This window comes from Streptomyces sp. NPDC006512, from assembly GCF_040611935.1.
GTDB lineage: Bacteria > Actinomycetota > Actinomycetes > Streptomycetales > Streptomycetaceae > Streptomyces.
This window is the reverse complement of the sequence record NZ_JBEXPG010000021.1, coordinates 82253-103359: the sequence shown is the minus strand read 5'-3', so window position 1 is coordinate 103359 and position 21107 is coordinate 82253. Positions and strand designations below refer to the sequence as shown.

Annotated in this window: 17 protein-coding genes and 3 pseudogenes; 8 read left to right on the top strand and 12 right to left on the bottom strand. The window is 70.6% G+C overall.

The genetic code is table 11. The features are described 5' to 3' along the window. Window positions 1-6 precede the first annotated feature (6 nt). The 5 genes from ABZZ17_RS16900 to ABZZ17_RS16880 all read right to left on the bottom strand — a co-directional run bounded on the left by ABZZ17_RS16900 (window position 7) and on the right by ABZZ17_RS16880 (window position 6304). The gene (locus ABZZ17_RS16900; protein ID WP_356876612.1) at window positions 7-1377 is read right to left on the bottom strand and encodes a YcaO-like family protein; all 1371 of its coding nucleotides are present in this window, start codon (window positions 1375-1377) and stop codon (window positions 7-9) included. After that, on the bottom strand, window positions 1377-1529 hold the full coding sequence (locus tag ABZZ17_RS16895; RefSeq protein ID WP_356876610.1) for a hypothetical protein: 153 nt from the start codon (window positions 1527-1529) through the stop codon (window positions 1377-1379). The genes ABZZ17_RS16900 and ABZZ17_RS16895 overlap by 1 nt, the downstream gene beginning before the upstream one ends. Then, window positions 1526-2842 carry an MFS transporter gene (locus tag ABZZ17_RS16890; protein ID WP_356876608.1) on the bottom strand — a complete coding sequence of 439 codons (1317 nt, stop codon included), beginning with the start codon at window positions 2840-2842 and terminating at the stop codon, window positions 1526-1528. The genes ABZZ17_RS16895 and ABZZ17_RS16890 overlap by 4 nt, the downstream gene beginning before the upstream one ends. Window positions 2843-2994: 152 nt before the next feature. Then, a complete protein-coding gene (locus ABZZ17_RS16885) occupies window positions 2995-4914 on the bottom strand; it encodes a helix-turn-helix domain-containing protein (RefSeq protein WP_356876606.1) in 1920 nt (639 codons plus the stop codon). A 16-nt stretch (window positions 4915-4930) separates the two neighbouring features. Continuing rightward, a complete protein-coding gene (locus ABZZ17_RS16880) occupies window positions 4931-6304 on the bottom strand; it encodes an MFS transporter (protein WP_356876604.1) in 1374 nt (457 codons plus the stop codon). Window positions 6305-7056: 752 nt separating this feature from the next. Between ABZZ17_RS16880 and ABZZ17_RS16875 the strand changes: the two genes are divergently transcribed. Continuing rightward, a complete protein-coding gene (locus tag ABZZ17_RS16875) occupies window positions 7057-7269 on the top strand; it encodes a hypothetical protein (RefSeq protein WP_356876602.1) in 213 nt (70 codons plus the stop codon). Between the two features lie 133 nt (window positions 7270-7402). Here the strand turns inward: ABZZ17_RS16875 and ABZZ17_RS16870 are convergent, their stop codons facing one another. Next, entirely contained in the window at window positions 7403-8254 is an 852-nt protein-coding gene (locus ABZZ17_RS16870; RefSeq protein ID WP_356876600.1) for a GNAT family N-acetyltransferase, read from the bottom strand. A gap of 309 nt (window positions 8255-8563) precedes the next feature. On the opposite strand from ABZZ17_RS16870, the gene ABZZ17_RS16865 reads away from it, so the two are divergent. Continuing rightward, window positions 8564-9367, top strand: coding sequence for a class I SAM-dependent methyltransferase (locus tag ABZZ17_RS16865; protein WP_356876598.1), 804 nt, complete (start codon window positions 8564-8566; stop codon window positions 9365-9367). 304 nt (window positions 9368-9671) lie between these two features. On the opposite strand, the gene ABZZ17_RS16860 is transcribed toward ABZZ17_RS16865, so the two are convergent. Continuing rightward, window positions 9672-10181: a hypothetical protein gene (locus tag ABZZ17_RS16860; protein ID WP_356876596.1), complete on the bottom strand. Its 510-nt coding sequence runs from the start codon at window positions 10179-10181 to the stop codon at window positions 9672-9674. Window positions 10182-10346: 165 nt separating this feature from the next. On the opposite strand from ABZZ17_RS16860, the gene ABZZ17_RS16855 reads away from it, so the two are divergent. The 4 genes and pseudogenes from ABZZ17_RS16855 (at window position 10347) to ABZZ17_RS16840 (ending at window position 14199) form a co-directional block, all read left to right on the top strand. Beyond that, the gene (locus ABZZ17_RS16855; RefSeq protein ID WP_356876594.1) at window positions 10347-11165 is read left to right on the top strand and encodes a hypothetical protein; all 819 of its coding nucleotides are present in this window, start codon (window positions 10347-10349) and stop codon (window positions 11163-11165) included. A gap of 51 nt (window positions 11166-11216) precedes the next feature. After that, window positions 11217-11506 (top strand): annotated as a pseudogene (locus tag ABZZ17_RS16850) (transposase); the annotation flags it as partial. Window positions 11507-11689: 183 nt separating this feature from the next. After that, window positions 11690-11896 (top strand): annotated as a pseudogene (locus ABZZ17_RS16845) (transposase family protein); the annotation flags it as partial. A 329-nt stretch (window positions 11897-12225) separates the two neighbouring features. After that, entirely contained in the window at window positions 12226-14199 is a 1974-nt protein-coding gene (locus ABZZ17_RS16840; protein ID WP_356876592.1) for a restriction endonuclease, read from the top strand. A 78-nt stretch (window positions 14200-14277) separates the two neighbouring features. Here ABZZ17_RS16840 and ABZZ17_RS16835 read toward each other — a convergent pair. Then, window positions 14278-14581, bottom strand: a pseudogene (locus ABZZ17_RS16835) (transposase family protein); the annotation flags it as partial. Window positions 14582-15748: 1167 nt separating this feature from the next. Between ABZZ17_RS16835 and ABZZ17_RS16830 the strand changes: the two are divergent. Further along, on the top strand, window positions 15749-16132 hold the full coding sequence (locus ABZZ17_RS16830; RefSeq protein WP_356876590.1) for a hypothetical protein: 384 nt from the start codon (window positions 15749-15751) through the stop codon (window positions 16130-16132). 430 nt (window positions 16133-16562) lie between these two features. Here the strand turns inward: ABZZ17_RS16830 and ABZZ17_RS16825 are convergent, their stop codons facing one another. Further along, the gene (locus tag ABZZ17_RS16825) at window positions 16563-16886 is read right to left on the bottom strand and encodes a hypothetical protein (protein WP_356876588.1); all 324 of its coding nucleotides are present in this window, start codon (window positions 16884-16886) and stop codon (window positions 16563-16565) included. A 120-nt stretch (window positions 16887-17006) separates the two neighbouring features. Here ABZZ17_RS16825 and tsaD point away from each other — a divergent pair, with 120 nt between their 5' ends. Beyond that, entirely contained in the window at window positions 17007-18047 is a 1041-nt protein-coding gene (gene tsaD / locus ABZZ17_RS16820; protein ID WP_356876684.1) for a tRNA (adenosine(37)-N6)-threonylcarbamoyltransferase complex transferase subunit TsaD, read from the top strand. A 7-nt stretch (window positions 18048-18054) separates the two neighbouring features. On the opposite strand, the gene ABZZ17_RS16815 is transcribed toward tsaD, so the two are convergent. From ABZZ17_RS16815 to ABZZ17_RS16805, 3 genes are read right to left on the bottom strand one after another with little or no spacing between them, the layout of a single operon-like run. Further along, window positions 18055-18861, bottom strand: a complete 807-nt coding sequence (locus ABZZ17_RS16815; protein ID WP_356876682.1) for an ABC transporter ATP-binding protein — start codon at window positions 18859-18861, stop codon at window positions 18055-18057. Window positions 18862-18872: 11 nt separating this feature from the next. Continuing rightward, window positions 18873-19910 carry an iron ABC transporter permease gene (locus ABZZ17_RS16810; protein ID WP_356876680.1) on the bottom strand — a complete coding sequence of 346 codons (1038 nt, stop codon included), beginning with the start codon at window positions 19908-19910 and terminating at the stop codon, window positions 18873-18875. Between the two features lie 56 nt (window positions 19911-19966). Further along, window positions 19967-20956, bottom strand: coding sequence for an ABC transporter substrate-binding protein (locus tag ABZZ17_RS16805; RefSeq protein ID WP_356876586.1), 990 nt, complete (start codon window positions 20954-20956; stop codon window positions 19967-19969). Window positions 20957-21107: the final 151 nt, after the last annotated feature.

Genomic DNA, 21107 nt, shown 5'->3' with positions numbered 1-21107 from the left:
GGACCCCTACCCGTGCGGCATCGGGAAGGTGTTGAGCCCTTCCTCGTCCAGCGGGCGGCCCCGCCAGCCGAGCCGCACCGCGGCGTCCCGGAGCCTGCCGCCGCCGAGCGGCCGGTACGCGGCGGGCGCCGCCCCGGCGGTCCCGGGCACGAGGACCCGTACGACGTACGTGCCCCGCGCCGCCTCCGCGTCCGACGACAGCGGGACCACGACCACGTCGCGGCCCGCCGCCGCGACCCGGCCGACCAGCTCTCCGGCGCTGCGGTAGGCGGGCGCCGCCGGCTCCTCCCAGCGGCCCTCGGGCAGGTCCCACGCCCAGGGGGCGACCCGGTCGGCGGCCCTGCGGTCCAGGAACAGCTGCTGCTGGCACAGCTGCTCGACGACGTCCGTGCCGTCCGGCCGGTAGTCGTCGAGGTAGCGGCGGTCGCGCCGCCACGCCTTCAGCGGGGACCGGCGGCCCGGAGTTTCCGGCCGGGCCGCAGGGTCGTCCAGCGCCCGGCAGGTGAGCTGGAGCGAGTACGCCTCGGCCAGGGCCTTGGCGGCGGCCTCCGCGAAGCCGGCCCGCACGGCGGATCCGTACGTCAGCCAGCCCTCGTCGGTGCTGCGGACCCCCGCGGCCACGACGGGGACGCCGAACTCGTTGCCGACGGGGACCAGACGGACCTCGAAACCGCGCGGGGCGCCCCGCGTCAGCGCACGCAGCTCCTCCGTGAGGGGCAGCGCGGGCAGGGGATGCGCGTTGGCCCACCACACGGCGGTGGCATCGTGCTCGATGACCTCCTCCAGGCCGGAACGCAGCGCGAAGTCCGCCGAGGGCCCCGCGGCGATGCCGCCGAGGGCGGGGAAGGCGTACAGCGGCTCCGGGCTCAGATGGGGCATGCGCGACCAGGCCGCGTACACCAGGAAGGCGGGTACGCGGACGGGACGGCCGTCGACGGCGGAACGCCCCTCCACCCAGTGCGCGGGGGAGTCCGCCAGGAAGGGCCGGAAGGGGAATCCCGGACGGGCGTACTGGCGCGGCGAGTAGAGGACCAGCTCGCGCGGGTCCAGCGCGGGCACACCACGCCGGACCAGGTCCCGGTGGCTGCCGTACAGCATCCGGGACGGCTCGGGGGCCCGCGCGCCGACGTACCGCTCCACCGCCTCGCCCTCGGCGGCGCGCCGGGCCCGCTCCGGCACGTCCCAGGAGGTCCCGAAGGTCTGCGGGACGTCCGCGGCGCCCGTCACGTCCGAGACGGCCAGGTGCAGCCGGGGCGGAATCCCGCCGGGCCCGGCGAACACCCTCGTCCGGGAGACGAAGGCCGGGGACGGGCCGGAGCCCGGCTCCGGACGGCGGTCACCGTCCGGGCCGGGCCGCGCACCGGGCAGGGCCTGCATCAGGCGGCGTACGCCGCGACGCAGGTGTTGACGACGAACTGCTCCTCCTGCTCCGCCACGTACGCGGCGACGCAGGTGTTCGCGACGAACTGCTCCTCCTGCTCGGAGACGTACGCGGCGACACAGGTGTTGACGGCGAACTGCTGGTTCATTGCGTGATCCTCTCGGGTGACGTGCCCCGGCCGGTTCCGGCGGGGGCGGGCGAGGGCGGCAGGACGCCACCGTCGCCTTCCGGTACGGGTGTTGCCGCACGGAAGTTCTTGTGCCGGCGGACGATCAGCGCGCAGCCCGCGCCCGCGGCGGTCCCGGCGACGGCGCACACCGGCCACAGGGCGCCGGGCCCCCAGTGGTCGAGGAGCCGGCCCCCGCCGGCCGGCCCGACGAACGCCGCGCCCGACCAGGCGGCTCCGTACAGCCCGAGGTAGCGGCCGCGCCGGTGGACGGGCGCGAGTTCGACGGCCACCGCGCCGACCGTCGGGGCGAAGAGCATCTCCCCGAAGGTCCAGACGACGACGGTGAACGCGAAGGCCACCGCACTGTCGGCCACCGCGGTCAGCCCGAACCCGCCCCCCGCCAGCGCACCGCCGACCAGCAGCACCAGGGCCCTGGAGCGGCTCCGCAACAGCCGGGTGAGCGGGATCTGCAGGATGACGATCAGCAGGGCGTTCAGCGACATCAGCAGGCCGAACACGGCCGGAGCGTGCCCGTCCTGGGTCATCACGACGGGCAGCGCCGCGGCCTTCTGCTCGTACACGGCGCCGAAGACGAGAACGAGCACCACGAACAGGACGAAGAGCGGGAAGGACCGGTCGGCGCGCGGTGCCACGGGACCGGAACCCTGCGGCAGCGGGCCGGCCGGGGGCGTGGCCGCCCGCTCGGGGCGGGTCTCGGGGACCTTCACCAGGATCACCACGGCGCACAGCAGGGTGGTCGCGGCGTCGGCCAGGAAGAGCGGCGTGTAGCCGTACCCGACGAGCAGGCCCGCCAGCGCGGCCGACACGGCCGTTCCGGTGTTCACGGCCCAGTAGTTCAGCCCGAACGCCCGCTGCCGGTCCTCGGCCGCGACCACGTCCGCGAGCGCGGCCTGGGCGGCCGGACGTACGGAGGCCGCACCGAGTCCGGCGGCGAGCGCCGCCACGGCGAGCGCCCGGCGGTCCTCGCACAGGCCGAGCGCGGTCATGCTGACGGCGGTGAAGCAGTGCCCCGCGAACATGGTGGCCCGCCGGCCGAGCCGGTCGGCGAGCACCCCGCCGACCGCGGACCCGGCCACGGCGCCGGCACCGAGCAGCGAGACGACGAATCCGGCGTAGGAAAGGGAATGTCCCTGGCCTTCGGTGAGGGAAAGGGCCAGCATCGGTCCGGCGAAAGCGCCGAGCCAATTCACCAGAATGCTCGCCCAGATCCACCAGAACGCCGGAGGCAGTCCGCGCAGGCCGACGGGGAGGAGGAGCGCATTCGATTTCACCGGACTCTCCCCCTGATCGCTGGAACAGATGATCAGATTCATCGATCCGGAGTATTGCGGTCAACGGAACAAGGGTTAAGTCATGTGCCTTTGTCGTCAGGGCGATTACAGGAATGTCAGCCCGGCGTGAACGATCTCCGAGGGAGCTCGGATCAAGGTCCGGGGAAGGGCGGGCGGGCCGACACCTGGTGCAGCCTCAGCGCGAGCTGGAGCTCCAGGGCCCGGTCGGGGGACTGCCAGTCCGGGCCGAGGAGCCGGCCGATGCGGTCCAGGCGCTGGACGACGGTGTTGACGTGCACGTGGAGGGCGTCCTTGGCCCGGGACTGGCTCATTCCGGCGGCGAAATAGACCCGCAGGGTGTGCACGAGGTCGCTGCCGCGCCGCTCGTCGTACTCCAGCAGGGGCCCCAGCGTGCTCCGTACGTATGAGGGCAGGTCGGGGCCTTCGCCCAGGAGCACTCCGAGGAAGCCGAGGCCGGCCAGCGTCCCGCCCTCTCCGGACCGGCCCAGTGCCCGCAGCGCCGACAGGCAGCGCAGGGCCTCCGCGTGCGCGGCGGGCAGCGCGGCCACCTCGCCGTCCGCCGCCGCCGCACCGACGGTCACCGGGCCCCCGACCGCCCGCGCGAGGGCCGCGGCGAGCGACTCGGCTTCGGCACCGGGCTCCTCCGAGGGGGCCAGGAGCACGGCGTGGTCGTGGTGGACGCCCGCCAGCCCCCGCCGCGCACGCGCCTGGTGCGCGGCCGCCGCGAGCAGCCGCGGCCGCGGAGCCGCATCGCTGTGCAGGACGAACAGGGCCCGGGGCCTGCCGAGGTCGACGCCCAGCCGGCGGGCGCGGACGGCCAGGCCCGCCGGATCCGCCGCGGGGCTCAGCAGATCACCGAGGAGCTCGCCGCGTATCCGGTCCTCGGTCTCGGCGACCGAACGGCGCAGGAGCAGCAGCAACGCCGTGACCGTGGCCGCGCGTTCGAACAGGCGCCGCCCGGCGTCGCCGAGGCCCGGCCGGCCGGTGAGGGTGACGCTGCCCAGGACCTCGGGACCGGCGAGCACCGCGCACACCCAGGTGCCGTCCAGCGGTACGGCCCGGCCGCCGGCCCGGGAAGCCGCGACGGCCTCGGCGGGCGCGGGACGGGAACCGGTCCGGGCCCGCGCCAGTTCCGTACCGTCGGCGTCGTGGATGAGGGTGCCGCCGTCGAGGAGCGTGCCGATGGCCGCGGCGACCTCCGCGAGGTCCCCGCCGCGCAGGACGAGCCCGGTCAGCCGGTCGTGGGCCTCCTCGGCCCGGCGCATCGCGTCGCTGTTCTCCTGGATGGTGCGGGAGGCGACGCCCAGTTCGGCGAGGGCACCGCGGGTCTCCTCCAGGAGCCGGGCCCCGTCGATGGCGATCGCCGCGTGATCGGCGAGCGAGGACAGCAGCGCCACCTCGCGGGCGGTGAACTCGCGCGGGCTGCGGTCGGCGGCGAACAGGACACCGATCACCTTCGGCCCGAGCCGCAGCGGCACGCCCAGGATGGCGTGCAGTTCCTCCTCGCCGACGGCTCTGTCGATGGGACGCGTGTGCCGGAAGCGCGGGTCGCTCTGGTAGTTCCCGGTGGCGTACGGGCGGGCGGTCTGGGCGACGAGCCCGCCGAGCCCCTCGCCCATGCCGAGCCGCAGCTGCTGGAACGCGGCCGACACCGAACCGTCGGTGACCCGCATGAACGTGTCGCCCGCGCTCTCGTCGTGGAGCGACAGGTAGGTGACGTCCGTGTGCAGCAGCTGCTTGGCGCGGTGGACGATCGCCCGCAGGACGGAGTCCAGGTCGCGCAGCGCCGCCAGGTCGCCCGCCGTGTCGAACAGCGCGGTCAGCTCCGCCTCACGGGTCCGGTGCTGCGCCAGCGTGCGGTGGATCTCCAGCGCCACGCGCGTGGCGTCCTCCAGGTCGGCCAGCTCCCCGGCGGGAGCACCGGCGGCGCGCGCGGCCGCCACCGGCCGGGCCAGGTGCTCGGCGGGAGCTCCGAGGGCCAGCAGACCGAGCAGGTCCCGTACGCCTGCCCGGGTCCGCGGGCCGTCCGGTTCCGTCACGGGGGTGAGCATACGGCCGGCGGCGGGGTCAGCCGCCGACGGGTGCCGACTCGGGGCGGGCGGCTCCGGCGGTGACGGTGTCCGGCCGGGTCAGGCTGCGGCCCTTGGTCTCCCGGGCCAGCAGCACGGTCACCGTCGTGACCAGCGCCGCCGCGCAGAGGTAGAGGGAGACCGGGAGGGAGGAGTCGTAGTCCTTCAGGAGTTCCACCGCGATGATCGGGGCCAGGGCGCCGCCGATGATGGAGGCGAGCTGCGAGCCCATGGAGGCGCCCGAGTAGCGGACCCGCGTGTCGAACAGCTCGGATATGAAAGCCGCTTGGGGGCCGTACATCGCCCCGTGCAGGAGCAGACCGGCCGTGACCGCGACCGCGATCACCGGGAACGACCTGGTGTCCAGGAGGGCGAAGAAGGCGAACGCCCAGCCGGCCATGCCGACCGATCCGACGAGGGTGACGGCACGGCGTCCGATCCGGTCCGACAGCGCCCCCCACAGCGGGATCGTCACGAAGTGCACGGCGGAGCCGATCAGTACGGCGTTCAGTGCGTCGCCCTTCGGCAGCTGGAGGTGGACGGTGACGTAGACGAGGAGGAACGCCGTCAGGATGTAGTACGAGACGTTCTCGCCCAGCCGGGCGCCGATCGCCGTGAGGATGCCCCGCCGGCCGGTCCGCAGGACCTCGACGACGGGCGGCTTGCGCCGCCGGCCCGCCGCTTCCTCGGCCTCGGCCCGGGCCCGCGCCTCCAGGAACGCGGGCGACTCCGACACCGACACCCGGATCCACAGCCCGATCACCACCAGCACCCCCGACAGCAGGAACGGGACGCGCCAGCCCCAGGCGAGGAACGCCTCGTCCGACTGCACGGCCGCGAGCAGCGCGAGGACGCCGGTCGCGAGCAGGTTCCCGCCGGGGGCACCGGCCTGCGGCCACGAGGCCCAGAACCCGCGGTTCTTGTCGTCGCCGTGCTCGGCCACGAGCAGGACCGCCCCGCCCCATTCGCCGCCCAGCGCGAAGCCCTGCACCAGCCGCAGCACCGTGAGCAGGATCGGCGCGCCGACGCCGATGCTCGCGTGCGTGGGCAGCAGCCCCATCGCGAAGGTGGCCCCGCCCATCATCAGGAGGCTGAGCACCAGCAGCTTCTTGCGGCCGATGCGGTCGCCGTAGTGCCCGAAGACCATCCCGCCCAGCGGGCGGGCGGCGAAGCCGACGGCGTAGGTGAGGAACGCGAGCAGGGTCCCCACGAGGGGGTCACTGGCGGGGAAGAACAGCGTGTTGAAGACGAGCGCGGCGGCGGACCCGTAGAGGAAGAAGTCGTACCACTCGATGGTGGTCCCGATGAGACTGGCGGCGACGATCCGCCGGATTCCGGATGGAGCCTTCGGGTCGGTACCGGTGGAGGTCATGTGCACCACTTCCAGGGTGTCTGCGGGGACGTCGGGTGTGGCCACAACGTAGAAGTCCGCAGGTCAGCGGTATATGTGGCGTGCCATCACAATCAACCCCACCTGAGTGTGCCCGAACACCATATGGCCCGAACCGAACCCCTCGGCCCCCTCCGGAAGCGGGTGGGAAGCCCCTGTCGGAATTGCAGAGTTGCGCCTGTTTTGGGGATGCGGTGCTGACTCCCGTGCTGGTTTGGTGCTGGTTCGCTGTCACCTGAACCCCACGTCAGCACCCCTCGCAACCCACCCCGTGCTGGTTCGGTGCTGGTTACGCAGCGTTGACCACGACCCGTTTGGGTTCGAGACGGCGCAAAACGGATGCGGCAGAGAACCGGAATTCACCTCGCCTCGCAGGTCTGCTTTGTGTTCGGCGTCATTGGGCACGTCCCGGTGTCCGGCCCGAGTGCGGCGGCCGTCCCGGTTACCTAAGCAAGCCACCCTTGCCCGCCACGGCGTACCTGGACCTCGCGGCGGGACCAAGCCCCGACTCTCGCTGGACCGGGCTTCGCGTACGTGGTCCTGCCGATGTTGGGCGAGGACCACGTCGACGAATCAACCGCACAGCACGCACTACCTCTGTCAGAGGCATAGCGATGCTCGGGCCAGAGCCCGCCGCGGTAGACGAAGCCAGCCGGTGCGTTCCCCGGTATGGACCCGTCGCCGGCCCGGTCGGGGGACCCGACGACCTGCTCGCAGCCTCAGCGTTCTCCCACGTGCAGATTGCCGCCTTCGAGCAGGCGCTGGAGTTCACCCTGGACGAGCTGGTGGGATTGCAGTTCTCCTTCTCGTACACCAGCCCTGACGTTCTCGGTGGCCGGCAGGCCGCGTACGAGGCCGACCTGCGTAGCGAGCTCGCCCGCTTCGAGCCCGCTGGGCGGTTCTGCGAGACCCGGCAAACGGTGTGCACGATTGCTACCCGTGGCTAGTGTCCCGCGACGCAAGTTCATCAAAGAAGTTCAACGAGGTTCGGCGTAGGAGTCCCCTGGTGGCAGATGTGTTCGCTGCGGTGCGCGCCATGGGGTCCGCAGGAGTTCTTCGCCGGGGACCCGGCGCGCCACACTAGAAGTCGTACACCGCGAAGTCAGCAATCGGGCGATACCCAATTCGCTGGTAGAGGCCGATACTGGTGGGGTTGGCCAGGTCCGCAAACAGCAGGACCTCCGCCGCGCCCGCGGCGAGAGCGGCCCGGCTCACCTCGACTGTCGCGGCGCCCGCGTAACCGCGGCCGCGTAGGTGGGCCGGGGTATAGACGGGGGCCACCCGGATCTGGCCCGCGACCATGGGGGTCCTGCCCGCCATGGACACGGGGGTGCCGTCCGGGGTTTCCCAGAGCGTGACGCGTTCGTGGGCGATGCGCGTGTCCGCCCACGAGCTGTTGTCCGCAGACGGGGTTCCTCCGATGTCGGTGACGAACTCGCGGTGCCAGAGCATGAGCTGCTCGCGGTCCCGTTCGCCCGCGACTCGCCCCCGGCCCCCAGGGAACGGCTCCGGTGGCGTGAGTGTGCCCAGGCGGTACAGGCGCTCCCGCTCGTGCAGCGTCGGAATCGTGCCCGTGTGCCGCTGCCAAGCCTCGGCGAAGGAGATGGCGGTGTCGTGGTCCGCGTTGACGCCGGGGAGGAGGTGGCCGAGGTCGGCCAGGCGGACGGCGAGGCTGTCGGCCTCTTCGGGGGTGAGGGGGGTGACGGACAGGCGGCGGGGCGGGGTGCGGAGGAAGGTCGCGCGGACCTCGCCCGCCTGCTCCAGTAGGCCGAAGACCGGGGCATCGGGGCCGTACGCGTCCCCGCGTGTACGCAGTGCCTCGGTCACCGTCAGCTGGACGGTGTGCAGGGCGGGACGCGACTGCAGGAAGTCTTCGGCGCGAGCGAGAAAGGCGTCGAGGTTTTCGGTGAGGTGCCAGTCATCCGGACTCATGCCTCATGGTCCCGCGTGCCGTCGGCGTGCGCGCGTGGTTTTCCGCTGAGAGAGGCGCGAACACTTCCGCGGTCAAGGGAGCTTCGCCGCCGCACCTCGCTCGACAACTTCAATGCACTTGCGGCGCAGGACGCTAGGTTCCTTCGCGCCCAATCGCGGGCAACCAGCTTCGGTTCTTTTTGGCCACGGCCCTCATACGGCGCGTCCGGCGCAGGCACGGTGCGGTCATCACCATCCGACAGTCCTGCAATGGCGGCCGCGCCGAATCTGGATGACGCCAGCATCTGCTGGGCTCTACTCTCGCCAGGCATGACGAGCATCGATCCCCGCATCATGGGCTTCTACAGCGAGTACGACGAGGCGGCACGGCTGCACTCCACAGCGACGGGTCGTCTCGAATTCGAGCGGACCCGGGAGTTGTTACGGCGCTACCTCCCGCCACCGCCGGCCCGCGTGCTGGACGTAGGCGGGGGCCCAGGTGCCCATGCCCAGTGGCTTGCCGAAGACGGCTACGAGGTAAACCTGGTGGACCCCGTGCCGAAACATGTCGAGCAGGCCCGCGAGCGGGCGCCGGGATGCGTGGCTACGGAAGGGGACGCGCGTCATTTGGCCTTCACGGCCCGCACCTTCGATGCGGTGCTGCTCCTTGGGCCGCTGTACCACCTGGCGGAGCGCGAGGACCGACTGAAGGCGCTGCGGGAGGCCCGACGGGTTGTGGTGCAGGGTGGTGTCGTGGCGGCTGCGGGGATCTCCCGGTACTCCCTGATGCAGGACTACACGGTTAGCGCTGGCCTGTCCCCGGAGCTGCTGGCCGGCGAGGTCTCGCAGGTGGTTCGTACGGGTTCTTACGACGGCAGTAGGGGTTTCACGGTCGTGCACTTCCACACCGCTGCCGAGCTTTCTCAGGAAGCTGGTGAAGTCGGGCTGCGCGGTGTGCGCGTCCACGGGATCGAAGGGCCGGGATGGGCGTACGTCGTCGCGGCCGGACGTTGCGCGGGCCAGGAAGAGGCAGGAGCGCTGGTTGCGGATGCGATAGCGACGGCCCGTCTCGCCGACGAGCACGGCGTGTTTCACGATGCGTCGGCGCACTTGCTTGTCGTCGGCTCGGTGTGATCTGTGCGCTTCTGTCGGCGAACGGTGAGGGTCGCTTCCATCTGGTCATAGAGCTCTCCGTCCGCGTACCTCTTCCTCGATGGTGCGAACGATCTGGGTCCACGGAGTGCGTCAGTCGCTGAAAAGCGGCCAGTAGTTGTGCGCGTCGGCGCCACTGCGGTACTGGTGCCGGCTACGACCACGTCGTAGCCGGCATCGCGGAGCTCGCGCTCGGCGAGCGATGTCCTCCAGGCGAAGTCGCGGCAGGGAGGGCGCCAGAGAGCTGCAGGATCGAGACTTGCTGAATAGGCGAGCATGACCGTTCTCAGTCTGCCGCGTGCCAAGCGGCGACGAGTGAGTGCACGGAGGGGAAGCGGCTCTCCGGGACTGCGGCGCTGGCCTTCCTGACGACGGTTAGCTGGCGGGGGGTGCCACGCCACTGCTTCTCCTCGTCGCCAGCGTCGAGGAGAAGCCGGAGGGCCCGCCCGAGGATGAATACGGTTGTCCTGGTGTCGATGACCGAACCCCGCACAAACTCTTCTGGGGCCATGAAGCGCCTAGAGCCGGGAAGCCGGTCCGCCTCCAGGGTGAACGGTCCAGCCCTGTACTCGTCCAGGTCACACAACATCATTCTGTGACGCTCGAAGTCGTAGAGCATGCAACCGTCGTAGAAGTCGACGGCCACTAAGCCGGCTTGCTCCACAGCGAGGTGGGCGCTGAGGATGGACTCCAGGGCCGCATGGATCCGCGACAGCGGCAGCCCCCGAAACCTTGCCATCGGGCTGCCTGCAAGGGCATCGTCACGTCCAACCGGCCCAAGGAGCATGAGCACCAACACGGCGAACCTACGCGGTCAAAGCACTGGACGATTCTGACGAACCTGGCTGCCGCCCGGACGGGTCAAGTCTCGGAGGTGACAGGCAAGCACAGTTCGCGTGTCCTTGTGGCAGATTCGGCACAACCGGACGGATCTGCAGCGGTGCTTGGCACCATGCGTCGCGTGACATGGGAAGCAGTAGCGGCTGTAACGTCGGCGGCGACCGCGCTGGTTGCCGTGCCGGTGACCCTGGTTGCCGCGCACTGGGCCCGACGGAGCACGGAGAGGGCGGCCGATGCCGCGATGGTTGCGGGGCTCGGCCAGTCTGAGGCCGCGGTGCGGGCCGCGCGCCTTCAGGGGCGCACAGGTCGGGAGCACGCCTTGGAAAGTGATCGTCGGGCGGCCTGTACCGAGTTCCTTCGAGCGGCGGACCTTCTCGTGCGGACCGTACGGGAGTTACCTGCCAGCCCCCTCGAGGCGCGTAGGGAGGCACTCGACAGAAGGGTCACGGCGCTGATCGAAGCCCGAGCGGGCATCGCCGTTCTCGGGCCGGCGGGCGTGTCGTCCCGGGCCCAGGATGTGCTGGAACAGTGCATGCGATTGGAGAGGATGGCGCTGCGTCGGGCGGTGCTGCGGTCTGCGGTCGACGCGCTGGAGCGTCACTGGTGCCGCCGGTGCAACCCGGAAGTCTGTGAGGATCCGCACCATGGTGCCGCGTTCGTCGCCTGGGACCTTCTGGCGGGTTGGGCACGCCTTGAGGATGAGGAACGATGGGAAAAGCTCGACTTTTTGGAGTGGCTATTGGAAGAGAGCCGCGCCTTCACGGCGGACGAGGTGGCCCAGGTCCTTCAGGTGGCTGAATCCGTGGCGCATTGGGACGAGTTGATGGGCGGCCTGGTACGCGATCCGCTGCTCGAGAGATTCCATGTCGTACGTGACGAGTACGCCGCCGCGGCGCGCGGCTCATTGGCCATCACCCCCAGCTATCGCGTATCTCTTTGATGGATTGCTCAGTTGATCGGTGTGTCCGTCTGATTAGTGATCACCGACGTCATGTGGGGCGGATTGCCCTTCTGATGCCGGCCGATCCGGTCCAAGGCCAGCGGTGGGCCGACTGCCGACGCCCCTCGAGGCCATCGCGTGGAGGTGCCGCACCAACTAGCCCTGGCGGGGCCTGCCCGACGAGCTCTGCTCTTTCGGGACCGCCCAGAAACGGCTGATCGGATGGGACATCGACGGCACCTGGGAGATGATCCTCACCGCCGTTCTGGCAGCTGGCGGACGCCGACGCCGACATCGACTGGACGGTGTCGGCAGACCCCGCGGTTGTCCGAGCCAACCAGCCCACCACAAGCGCACGCAAAGAGGGGCGATCCGCTCCGGCGATTTGCCGATCACGGAGCTCTTTCAGAGTGGCCACTGATCGAGTGACCCTGGCCGAGTCAGGATGAGGACCACAGCGCACAGGGCTCCCGCGCCGTTGAGGGAGGTGCTCCAAGCCTCAACCCATCGGCACAGGAGGCCTGTTGGTCTTCCAACCTGCCGCACTCGACCTGCCTCACGCTCTGGTCGAGTGGGTATCCATGCTCATCGTCACCCGTGAGGGTGACCGACGCTGCAAGCTGCCGCCCCACCAGCGTGCCCTCGTCGGCCTGGTCTACCTTCGTCGGCACGACACGCTCGCACAGATCGCCGCCGGCTTCGGCATATCCGTCGGCACCGCCCACGCCTACCACGTGAGCGGTTGCCTGCCAGGCAGTGCCGACAGGCTGTGACGCATTCAATCCGGATCAGCTGTTGTTCGATCAGTTCTATTTGTCCGAGTGGGAGTTGGGTCTCGGCTGTCAGTGGTGGGCAGTAACGTGCGCGCATGGCGGGAGCCTCTGCCGAATTCACCCGACAGTCAGATGAACGGAACGGCCTTACCAGAATGACTCCGAACCTCTTCAGCGCTACCAGCCAACCGGCCACCGCCCCGAGCGCGCTAACTCTCGGGGCACAGCGCAGCAGGTGGATGCAGCAGGCGTCATCCGCACCGAATCTCCAGTGCGGGAAGGACGAGATGTTCCCGCTCACCCTCGAGCTCGTTCGCCGGATCGGCAATGGTGAGGCCACGGATCTCGACGTCCAGCCGCAGCTTTCGAGTGTGGAGTCGTCGAGGTCCTGGCGGCGGTACTCGTACGCGCTGCGTCCGATGGGGTTGGTCCAGATTCGAAAAGGATTTCTTCAACTGACTTCCGAGGGCTCCGAACTGCTCGCGGACGAGTCGCGCTCACGTCTCGCCTCGTTGATGGCCGAGCGGATCCGGCTGTTCGCCGAGGTGCTCGGGCTCCTCGTGCGCGAGCCGCTGACGGTCGAAGAGGCCAGTGCCGAGTTGGTCGAGTCGTACAACCTTGACTGGACGAGCGTCAATAACGCGCGTCTCCGCATGACCTGGCTCGAAGTCTTGGGGCTGACCGAATGGCTGGGAGAGCGGAAGCAGGGCGCGACCGTTGAAGGACGGTCGCTCTTCGCCACCTGGGACGTCGTGACGCCTTCGGCTCTGACCATGCACGACTCGGGCGAAGCAGTCGAGATTCCCGACACACCGGAGGAGATCGCCGCACTCCTCGCGCACCTGGCCGCGACCGACGGCGCCCAGGAGGCCAGGAACACCTACAACATCTGGGTTCCGAGCCCGAAGGAGGACCCCAACAAGATCGAGAACCTGCGGACGTGCATCGCGGCCGCAGAGGACCAGCTGGAGAAGGAGGCACTGCTGGGCTTCATCGCGGACCGGTTCGGCCTGAAGCGCAGCAGCGTGGACAGCATGCTGCCGTTCATGCGGGCCGCCGGGCTACTTCTGGAGGTTCGCCGCGGGGTGTTCACGGCAACGCCGGCTGCCAAGGCGTGGCTGCGGTCGGGATCGGACATCGACTTCATCCGGATCCTTCACGCGAACATGAAGTTCGTCGGCGAGCTGATCCGTGCGGCGAAGGCCAATGTTCCGAGGAACGACGTGTACCAGGAAGGCATCACGTACGGCTTGAACAAGGACAAGGTACGGTGGCTCACGGCCTTCATGGTCGAATCGGGCCTGCTCATCGAGACGTCCTGGTCGTCGGTCCAGGCCACGGCAACCGGGCTGCGTCTCATCGAGACCCTCCCCCTTGCCGAACCGCACCTGCCGGAGGCCGCCGTGGAGCTGGAGCTGTCTCCGGGCCTGGCGCAAACCACGTCGGGCGCGCTGGGCGAACCGGACAAGCTCTCGCTCATCGTGGAATCGCTGACGCGCTGCTCCGTCGACCCAGGCGCCGACGGCGCGGCATCCGGTGCGGCGTTCGAGGTGTCCATCGAGAGCGCGTTCAGGCACATGGGCTTCCGCGCCCAGCGCATCAGCGGTTCCGGTGACACTGACATCCTCGTGCAGTGGTACGACGGCAACGGGTCGTTGCGGACCGCGATCGTGGACGGAAAGTCGACGTCATCCGGTCGGATCACGCACACCAACGTGAGCGACGTGGCAATCGACATGCACAAGGAGAAGCGCTCCGCGGAGTACGTCGCCATCATCGGCCCCGCCTTCAGTGGCGACACGATCAAGAACATGGCCAAGCGGAAGCAGTGGGCGCTCATCACCGCCGACGAGTTGGGCCAGGTCGTCAGCTCCGCTGATGCCCTCGGCTTGCGACCGGCGGATGTCGGGATGCTGTTCGAGACGCCGGACGGGCTGTCCAGGCTCGCCGGGCTCATCGACACGCGGCAGCGCGAGCTCGACATCCTGTCTCTTGTCATCTCCCGACTCAAGACCGAGTCGGAGACGGAGGAGGCCGTTTCAGCCCGCGATGTCTCGCTAATCGAGCGCGGATCACCGTTGGCGCCGAACATCGACGAACTGCTGGACATTTTCAGGCTGTTCGACCGCCTCGACCTGGACATCGTGCGGAGCATTGAGGACGTGCAGGATCCGCGCTATGCGACCTACCGGATCGGTGACGCGCGATCGGCGGCGAAACGCCTTCGCGCCATCGCGGCTTCGATCGAGAGGGGCCTCTAGGTGTGAATCTGCCGGAGCTCGGTTACACCTGGGTCCGGCCTTCTACTTAAAGGGTGTTGTAGGGGTCTAGCTTGGGCGGTTGCGGGATGAAGCGCCGACCGTGCGGTCGCGGACCGGCACGAGGGTGCCGTTCACGATCCATAACCGCTCAACCCGGGCGTCCGGCTGCGGGGCCAGTTCCAGCGCCAGCAATGGCTCAAGGCGCTGGATGACCCGGCAGACGGTGGCCAGGGAGATCCCGCCAGCGGCGCGAGCTGCCCAGGCTGGTGTGGTAGTAGACGGCCACCAGCAGCACCCGGTCCGCCAACGGCAGACACCACGGCCGGCCCCTGCCAGGGCCGTTGCCGCCCCATTCCTGGATCACCTTCGGCAGCCTCGCGAACGGTCCGCGCGGGGTGGAGCGTGTTTGTGACCGGCAGAAGGCCTTCGAGCCGCGGGCGACGCCGCGAGGTGAAGTTTACTTCCCCGGCCAGATGTGCCTCCCTCGGCTGCTCGGCAAGGTGAGGGCTGCGAGGCCCGACGGGCCGCCGAGGTGGAAGACGTTGCCGGTGCCGGTCACCAGATTGCTCACCGGCGCCGCAGTGAGCAGGGAGTGAACCGCCTCGCCTGCGGGCAGGTCCCACAGGCGCAGACCTGTGCCGCCCGCGGACGCGAGCACAGCCGAGCCCGCTCCGAGGTCGAGGGGAGGGAGGGCCGTGACGGAGTCGCCCGCGGGTCGAGATTCGGCGCGGCAGTGAGAACCAGCCGTCCCGCCGGACATCCTTCCAGAGCCAGATCGCGTCGTAGGAGGCCATGGCAAGGGAGAAGTGCTGCTTCCGAGCGGGCAGTACACACAAAGCGCGGATCCAGGACGGATCGCCGACCGGCTCCTCGCCCAGGAACATTCCGTGCTTGAGGTCCCACAGCAATAGGCTCCCACGCACGGCGGCAGCGAGCCCCCCGTCGGGCAGCACGGTCATGCAGGTGATGTCGACCGACGAGCGATCCGCCGGCAGAGGAAGGTCGTGGGGTCCGGAGTCGCCGTGGAGTCGGAGGCGCCCCCTGCCCGCGGTGATCACCCCAGGCTCTACCCCGTCTGCGAGCTCTGTCGTGCACCAGGCCTGGTACTCGCCGGTGGGAATCTCCCGCACCGTCCTTTCCTGTTCCACGTCCCAGAGGGTGGTGGAGTTCGGGCTCGCCACGGCGAGGACCTGCTCGTCGGGTGAGGGGAACGGGCGTACGCCGCGCACGCCGGCGAACCTATGCGACCTACTGACCGCGCCGCTCGCGGCGTCGAAGAGCGTGACGCGGCTGTCGGCGGCCACTGCCAACAGGCCGTGGCCGCTGCTTGACGGCTGATTGTCGTCCAAGTGGCAGCGACTCCCCGGACGTGCCGGCGGGTGGACGACGCGTCGTCCCGCACGCCCCGGCTTGCCTGCGCCGGCAGTGGGCTGACCGGGAACGGTGAGCCGGATGCCCTCTTTGCCGGCGGTGGCCACGGCCCAGGGTCGCTCGCGTCCCGCGACGCCGGCGATCGGCGGCCGAGCGGCAGGGAATTCCGTACGTCGACGTGGCCGAGTTGGTCGGCTCGGTCGTTCCCGAAGCAGCCGAGGTCACCCTGGACGACGGCATCGACTACCTCATCGCCGACCTCGTCGGCGACGCCTTCTGGCACGATGCGACGCCCTCAGCGGCCCCCGAGCTCTACGCCCTGACGGGCTTCGACCACCACCCCGGCGCCGTCCGTATCTACCTCGACCATGAGGGCCGCACCATCGGCGTCGATCTTCCCCTGTCCGATAACGGAACTCTGCGACCGGTCCGGTGGTGGGCCTCGACCAAGTTCATTGCCCTCCTGTACCCGGACGAGCCGACGCCCCTGGCCGCTCACGAGACCCACGACACCCACGACCCCCGGTGCGAAGCCGTCTACGACCTGACCGGCTGGGCTTGACCTCAATGTGGTCTCGCCGCATAACTACGGTGAGCGAGGAAGGTCGGGGTTGGGGTGCGGTTTCGCAGTGACCGTTCTGGTCGGCCCGCAGGACACCAGGAGGTTCGGGCGGGACCCCGTGCTGGTCATGCAGGCGCCAGATGTAAGAACTAGCAGGTCGCAGCCCTGGTCGGATGAGTTGTCGTACCACTCGATGGTGGTGCCGATCAGGCTCGCGCTGATGATGCGCGCGATGCCCGACCGGGCCGGCGCGGCCGTTGCGGGGGAGACCATGTACACCACTTCCAGGTGCTCGCGGGGACGTTCGTGTCGCCACAACGTAGAAGTCCCCGGAGCGGCCTGATATGTGGCGGGCCCTCACAATCGGCGGGCCGCCCATGTACCCGGCCACCACGCTGCCGGGGGTGTTGGCTCCGCCGCCCGCGACCGGTCAGCCGGCGGGGCCGTCCGGCCGGGCCGGATCCCGCCCCTCGCCGGTGCCGCTGCCCGCCCCGCGTTCGGCGAGCATGCGGGGCAGGTCCTCCTGACGTCGCGCGGAGTTGCTGCCGTCGAGCTGTCCGGCGAAGGCCCGGCGGGCCGCCTCCACGAGGCCGTCCGGGACGTTCGGACGGGCGCGGGCGATCGCCCACAGGGCGCTGTCGGTGTAGTCGTCGAAGCCCTGGCAGCTGCGCAGGCCCTGCCCCGCGAGCGCGGCCGCGAGTGCCCTGTCGAAGTTGTCCCGCAGTTGCCGGGGGCTGGGTCGCCCACTGCGCATGGCCGTCTCCGTCCTCGGGTGGATCCGTCGGTCCCCGTCATGGTCGGGCCACCGAGTACCTTGTTGCAAGGATCTTGCAGGTGCATAACGGATGCGAAAGAGGTTGTGGTGGGCTCTCCTGTGGTGCTGGGCATCGAGTCCTCGTGTGACGAGACCGGGGCCGGGATCGTGTCCGGCGGGCGGCTGCTCGCGCACGTGGTGGCTTCGAGTATGGACGAGCACGCCCGCTTCGGCGGGGTGGTGCCGGAGATCGCCGCCCGCGCGCACGTGCAGGCCTTCAACCCCGTCGTGCGCGAGGCCCTGGAGCAGGCGGGGCTGGGCATCTCGGACGTCGACGCCGTGGCCGTGACCACCGGACCGGGTCTGTCCGGCGCCCTGCAGGTGGGGCTGGCCGGGGCGAAGACCCTCGCCTACGCGGCCGGGGTCCCGCTGTACGGGGTGCACCACCTCGCGGGGCACGTCGCCGCCGACACCCTGGAGCACGGACCGTTGCCGAACCCGTGCATGGTGCTGATCGTGTCGGGCGGCCACACGTCGCTGCTGTTCGTACGGGACCTCGTGCGCGATCCGATCCTGCACCTCGGCGACACCGTGGACGACGCCGCCGGCGAGTGCTTCGACAAGGTGGCCCGGGCCCTCGGCCTGCCCTACCCGGGCGGCCCCGCGATCGACCGGGCGGCCCGCGGGGGCGACGGCCGCGCGGTGGCGTTCCCCCGGCCCCTGACACGCCCGGGTGACGCCCCCTACGCCTTCTCGTTCTCCGGGCTCAAGACCGCCGCCGCGCGCTGGGCCGAGCAGCACCGGATCCGGGGCGAGGACATCCCCCTCGCCGACGGCGCCGCCTCCCTCCAGGAAGCCGTCGCGGACGTACTGACCCGCAAGGCGCTGGCCGCCTGCGCGGAGTACGGGGTGCGGACCCTCGTCGTGGTGGGCGGCGTGGCCGCGAACTCGCGGGTGCGGGCCCTGGCCGAGGAACGGTGCGCCGCCGCCGGGCTCGAGCTGCGGGTGCCGCGGATGACCCTGTGCACCGACAACGGGGCGATGATCGCCGCCGTAGGCGACCTCCTGGTCCGCGCGGGCGCGGACCCCGCGCGGCTCGACGTATCGATCGACCCGTCTGCCCCCCTGGAGTACGCGGCCCTGCACCCCGCCGCCCGCTGACGCGACCTCAGCCGGGACCGGCGGACCCCGGCCGTTCGCGGTCCGGCAGGACGCTGACGAAGGGCACCCCGGTGCGCGGATGCTCGATGACCTCGGCCTCGACCTCGTAGACCTCGGACAGGAGCGGCGCCGTGAGCACCTCCCCGGGACTTCCCGTGACGACGACGCGGCCCCCCGCCATCACGCAGATCCGGTCGCAGAACGCCGCCGCGAGGTTCAGGTCGTGCAGCGCGACGACGGCGGTGACGCCGAGCCGCCGGACGAGCCGCAGGGCGTCCAGCTGGTGGCGCAGGTCCAGGTGGTTGGTCGGCTCGTCCAGGACCATCGTCCCCGTGCGCTGGGCCAGCGCACGGGCGATCAGGACCCGTTGCTTCTCCCCGCCCGACAGCCGGTCGAACGGCGCGTGCGCCAGCGCGCCGACGTGGAGCTCCTCCAGCGAGCGCGTGATGACGTCGCGGTCGTCCGCGTCGTCACCCGCGAAGGCCCGCTTGTGCGGGGTGCGGCCCATGGCCACGACGTCGTACACCGTCAGCTCGAAGTCCCCGGACGTCTCCTGCAGCACGGCCGCCAGCCGCCGGGCGAGCCGCTTGCCCGGCATCCGCCAGACGTCCTCGCCGTCCAGCAGCACCCGGCCCGACGTGGGCCGCAGCGCCCGGTAGAAGGTGCGCAGCAGCGTGGACTTGCCCGCGCCGTTGGGGCCGACCAGGCCCACCACCTCGCCGGGTGCGATCCGCAACGACACCCCGTCGACGAGGGCCTTGCCGTCCACGACGACGCTGACGTCCTCGGCGTCGAGGGAACCGGGCTCACAGATCGGTCGGTTCGTCACCGGGCCGCCTTACGTCGCATCAGCCAGAGGAAGAAGGGACCGCCGACGAGGGCGGTGAGGATGCCGACGGGAATCTCCTCGGGGCTCATGAGCGTACGGGCGGCCAGATCCGCCGAGATCAGGAAGGCCGCCCCCAGCAGCGCGGCGGCGGGCAGCGCCCGCCGGTGGTCGGCGCCCACGAGCAGCCGCACCACGTGCGGCATGATGAGCCCGACGAAGCCGATCTGCCCGCTGACCGCGACGATCGTGCCGATCATCAGGGCGACCAGCGTGAACAGGGCGCCGCGGAAGCGGTGGACGTCCAGCCCCAGCGCCGCGGCGGCCTCCTCCCCGGCCAGCAGGAGGTTGAGCGGACGGCACACACCGAGCAACACGCCCGTCCCCACCAGGACGGCGCCGACCGGGATCCACACCGTCGTCCACGTGGTACCGGCCAGCCCGCCGAGCATCCAGCGCAGCGCGGACTGCGTCTTGTGCGGATCGTTCGAGGTGACGATCAGGAAGCTGGCCAGCGCCGACAGCACCTCGGCCGTGGCCACACCCGCCAGTACCAGCCGCACCGTCGTCATCCGCCCGCCGGAGCGGGCCAGGAAGTACACGGCGACCAGCGCGGCCAGGGCCCCGCAGAACGCGGCGACCGGCAGGGTGAACAGCCCGAACACGCTGAGGTTCAGGACCAGGACGAGCACCGCCCCGACCGAGGCGCCCGAGGACACGCCCAGCAGCATCGGGTCGGCCAGCGGATTGCGGACCAGCGCCTGCAGCGCCATCCCGGCCACCGACAGACCCGCGCCCACCACACCGGCCAGCAGCACCCGGGGCAGCCGGACGTCGACGACGATCGTCTCGCGCACCGGCGTCCACGTCGGCTCGGCGAGGGCCGGGTGCACCCGGTGCAGCAGGATGCTCCACACCTGGTCGGCGGGGACGCTGATCGAACCCGCCGCGATCCCGGCCGTGGCGGCGCAGGCCACCAGGACGCCGAGGAAGGCCAGCACCAGACCGTACGGGAGCCCGGGGCGCCGTACGGGCACGGACGGGCCGGCCTCGCGGAGCGCGGCCCCCTCGGCCACGGGCGCCTTCGCACCGGTCACTGGACGCGGCCCGGATGCAGCTGCTTCGCCAGCGACTCGACGGCCGACGGCATCCGGACGCCGAGCACGGTGGAGGACAGGGGCAGGACCGCGAACCGCTGGTTCTTGATCGCGGGGACGTCCTTCAGCGCCGGGTGGGCGAGCAGGAACTTCTTCTTGTCCTCGACGGACTGGTCGCCGTAGTCGTAGATGACGACGGCCTCGGGGGCGCGCTGCGCCACCTGCTCGAACGAGACGTCGCCGAAGGCCTTGTCGAGATCGGCGAAGAGGTTCTCCCCGCCGGCCAGGCGCATCATCTCGTTGCCGACGCCCTTCCCGCCCGCGGTGAAGGCCGTCTTGTCACCGCTGTCGTACACGAAGAGCTTGACCGGGGTGACGCCGGCGAGGCCGCTCTCCACCTTCCCGAGGGTGGCGTGCAGTGCCGTCAGCCGCTCCTCGGCCCGCTCCGGTACACCGAAGATCTTCCCGAGCGTGCGGATCTCCTCGTCCATCGAGGCCACGTTCACCGGACCGGTGGGGCACTCCTCGCTGTTGAGGTGGGTGTTGATCCCGGCCTTGGTGAAGGCGGCCCGGCCGCGCCCCTCCTTCTCGTCGAACGTCGAGGTCCACCCGCCGTACACGAAGTCGGGCTCGGCCTCCAGGAGCGCCTCGAAGGAGGGGTACTCCTTGGAGAGGACCTTCACGCCGTCGTAGGCGGCCTGGTACTCGGGGAGGATCTTGTCGTCCAGGTAGCCGGTGCCCACCATCGACTTCTCCAGGCCGAGCGCCAGCATGACCTCGGTCGCGTGCTGGTTCAGCGATACCGCGCGCCGCGGCGGGCGCTGGTACGTGGTGGTCACTCCGCAGTTGTTCACCGTGACCGGGAAGCCCTTGGCGGGAGCGCCCGCCGGGGGAGCGGCGGCGGGCGTTCCGCCCCCGCCGCAGCCGGATACGAGCAGGGCCGCGGCGATCGCGGACAGCAGGGACTTCGTGGGGTTGCGGGGCATGGATGGTCCTCTCACCGCGGATGGTTCGGATGTCTCTCGCGCCTCGCCGACGGACGCCCCGCGCCCGCTGCCGCACGCCGGGGCCACCGCAGACGGCTCGCGTCGGGCGGGATCCGGGTGGTGAGGGCTCGCGGGGCTGCGCGGGGTCGCG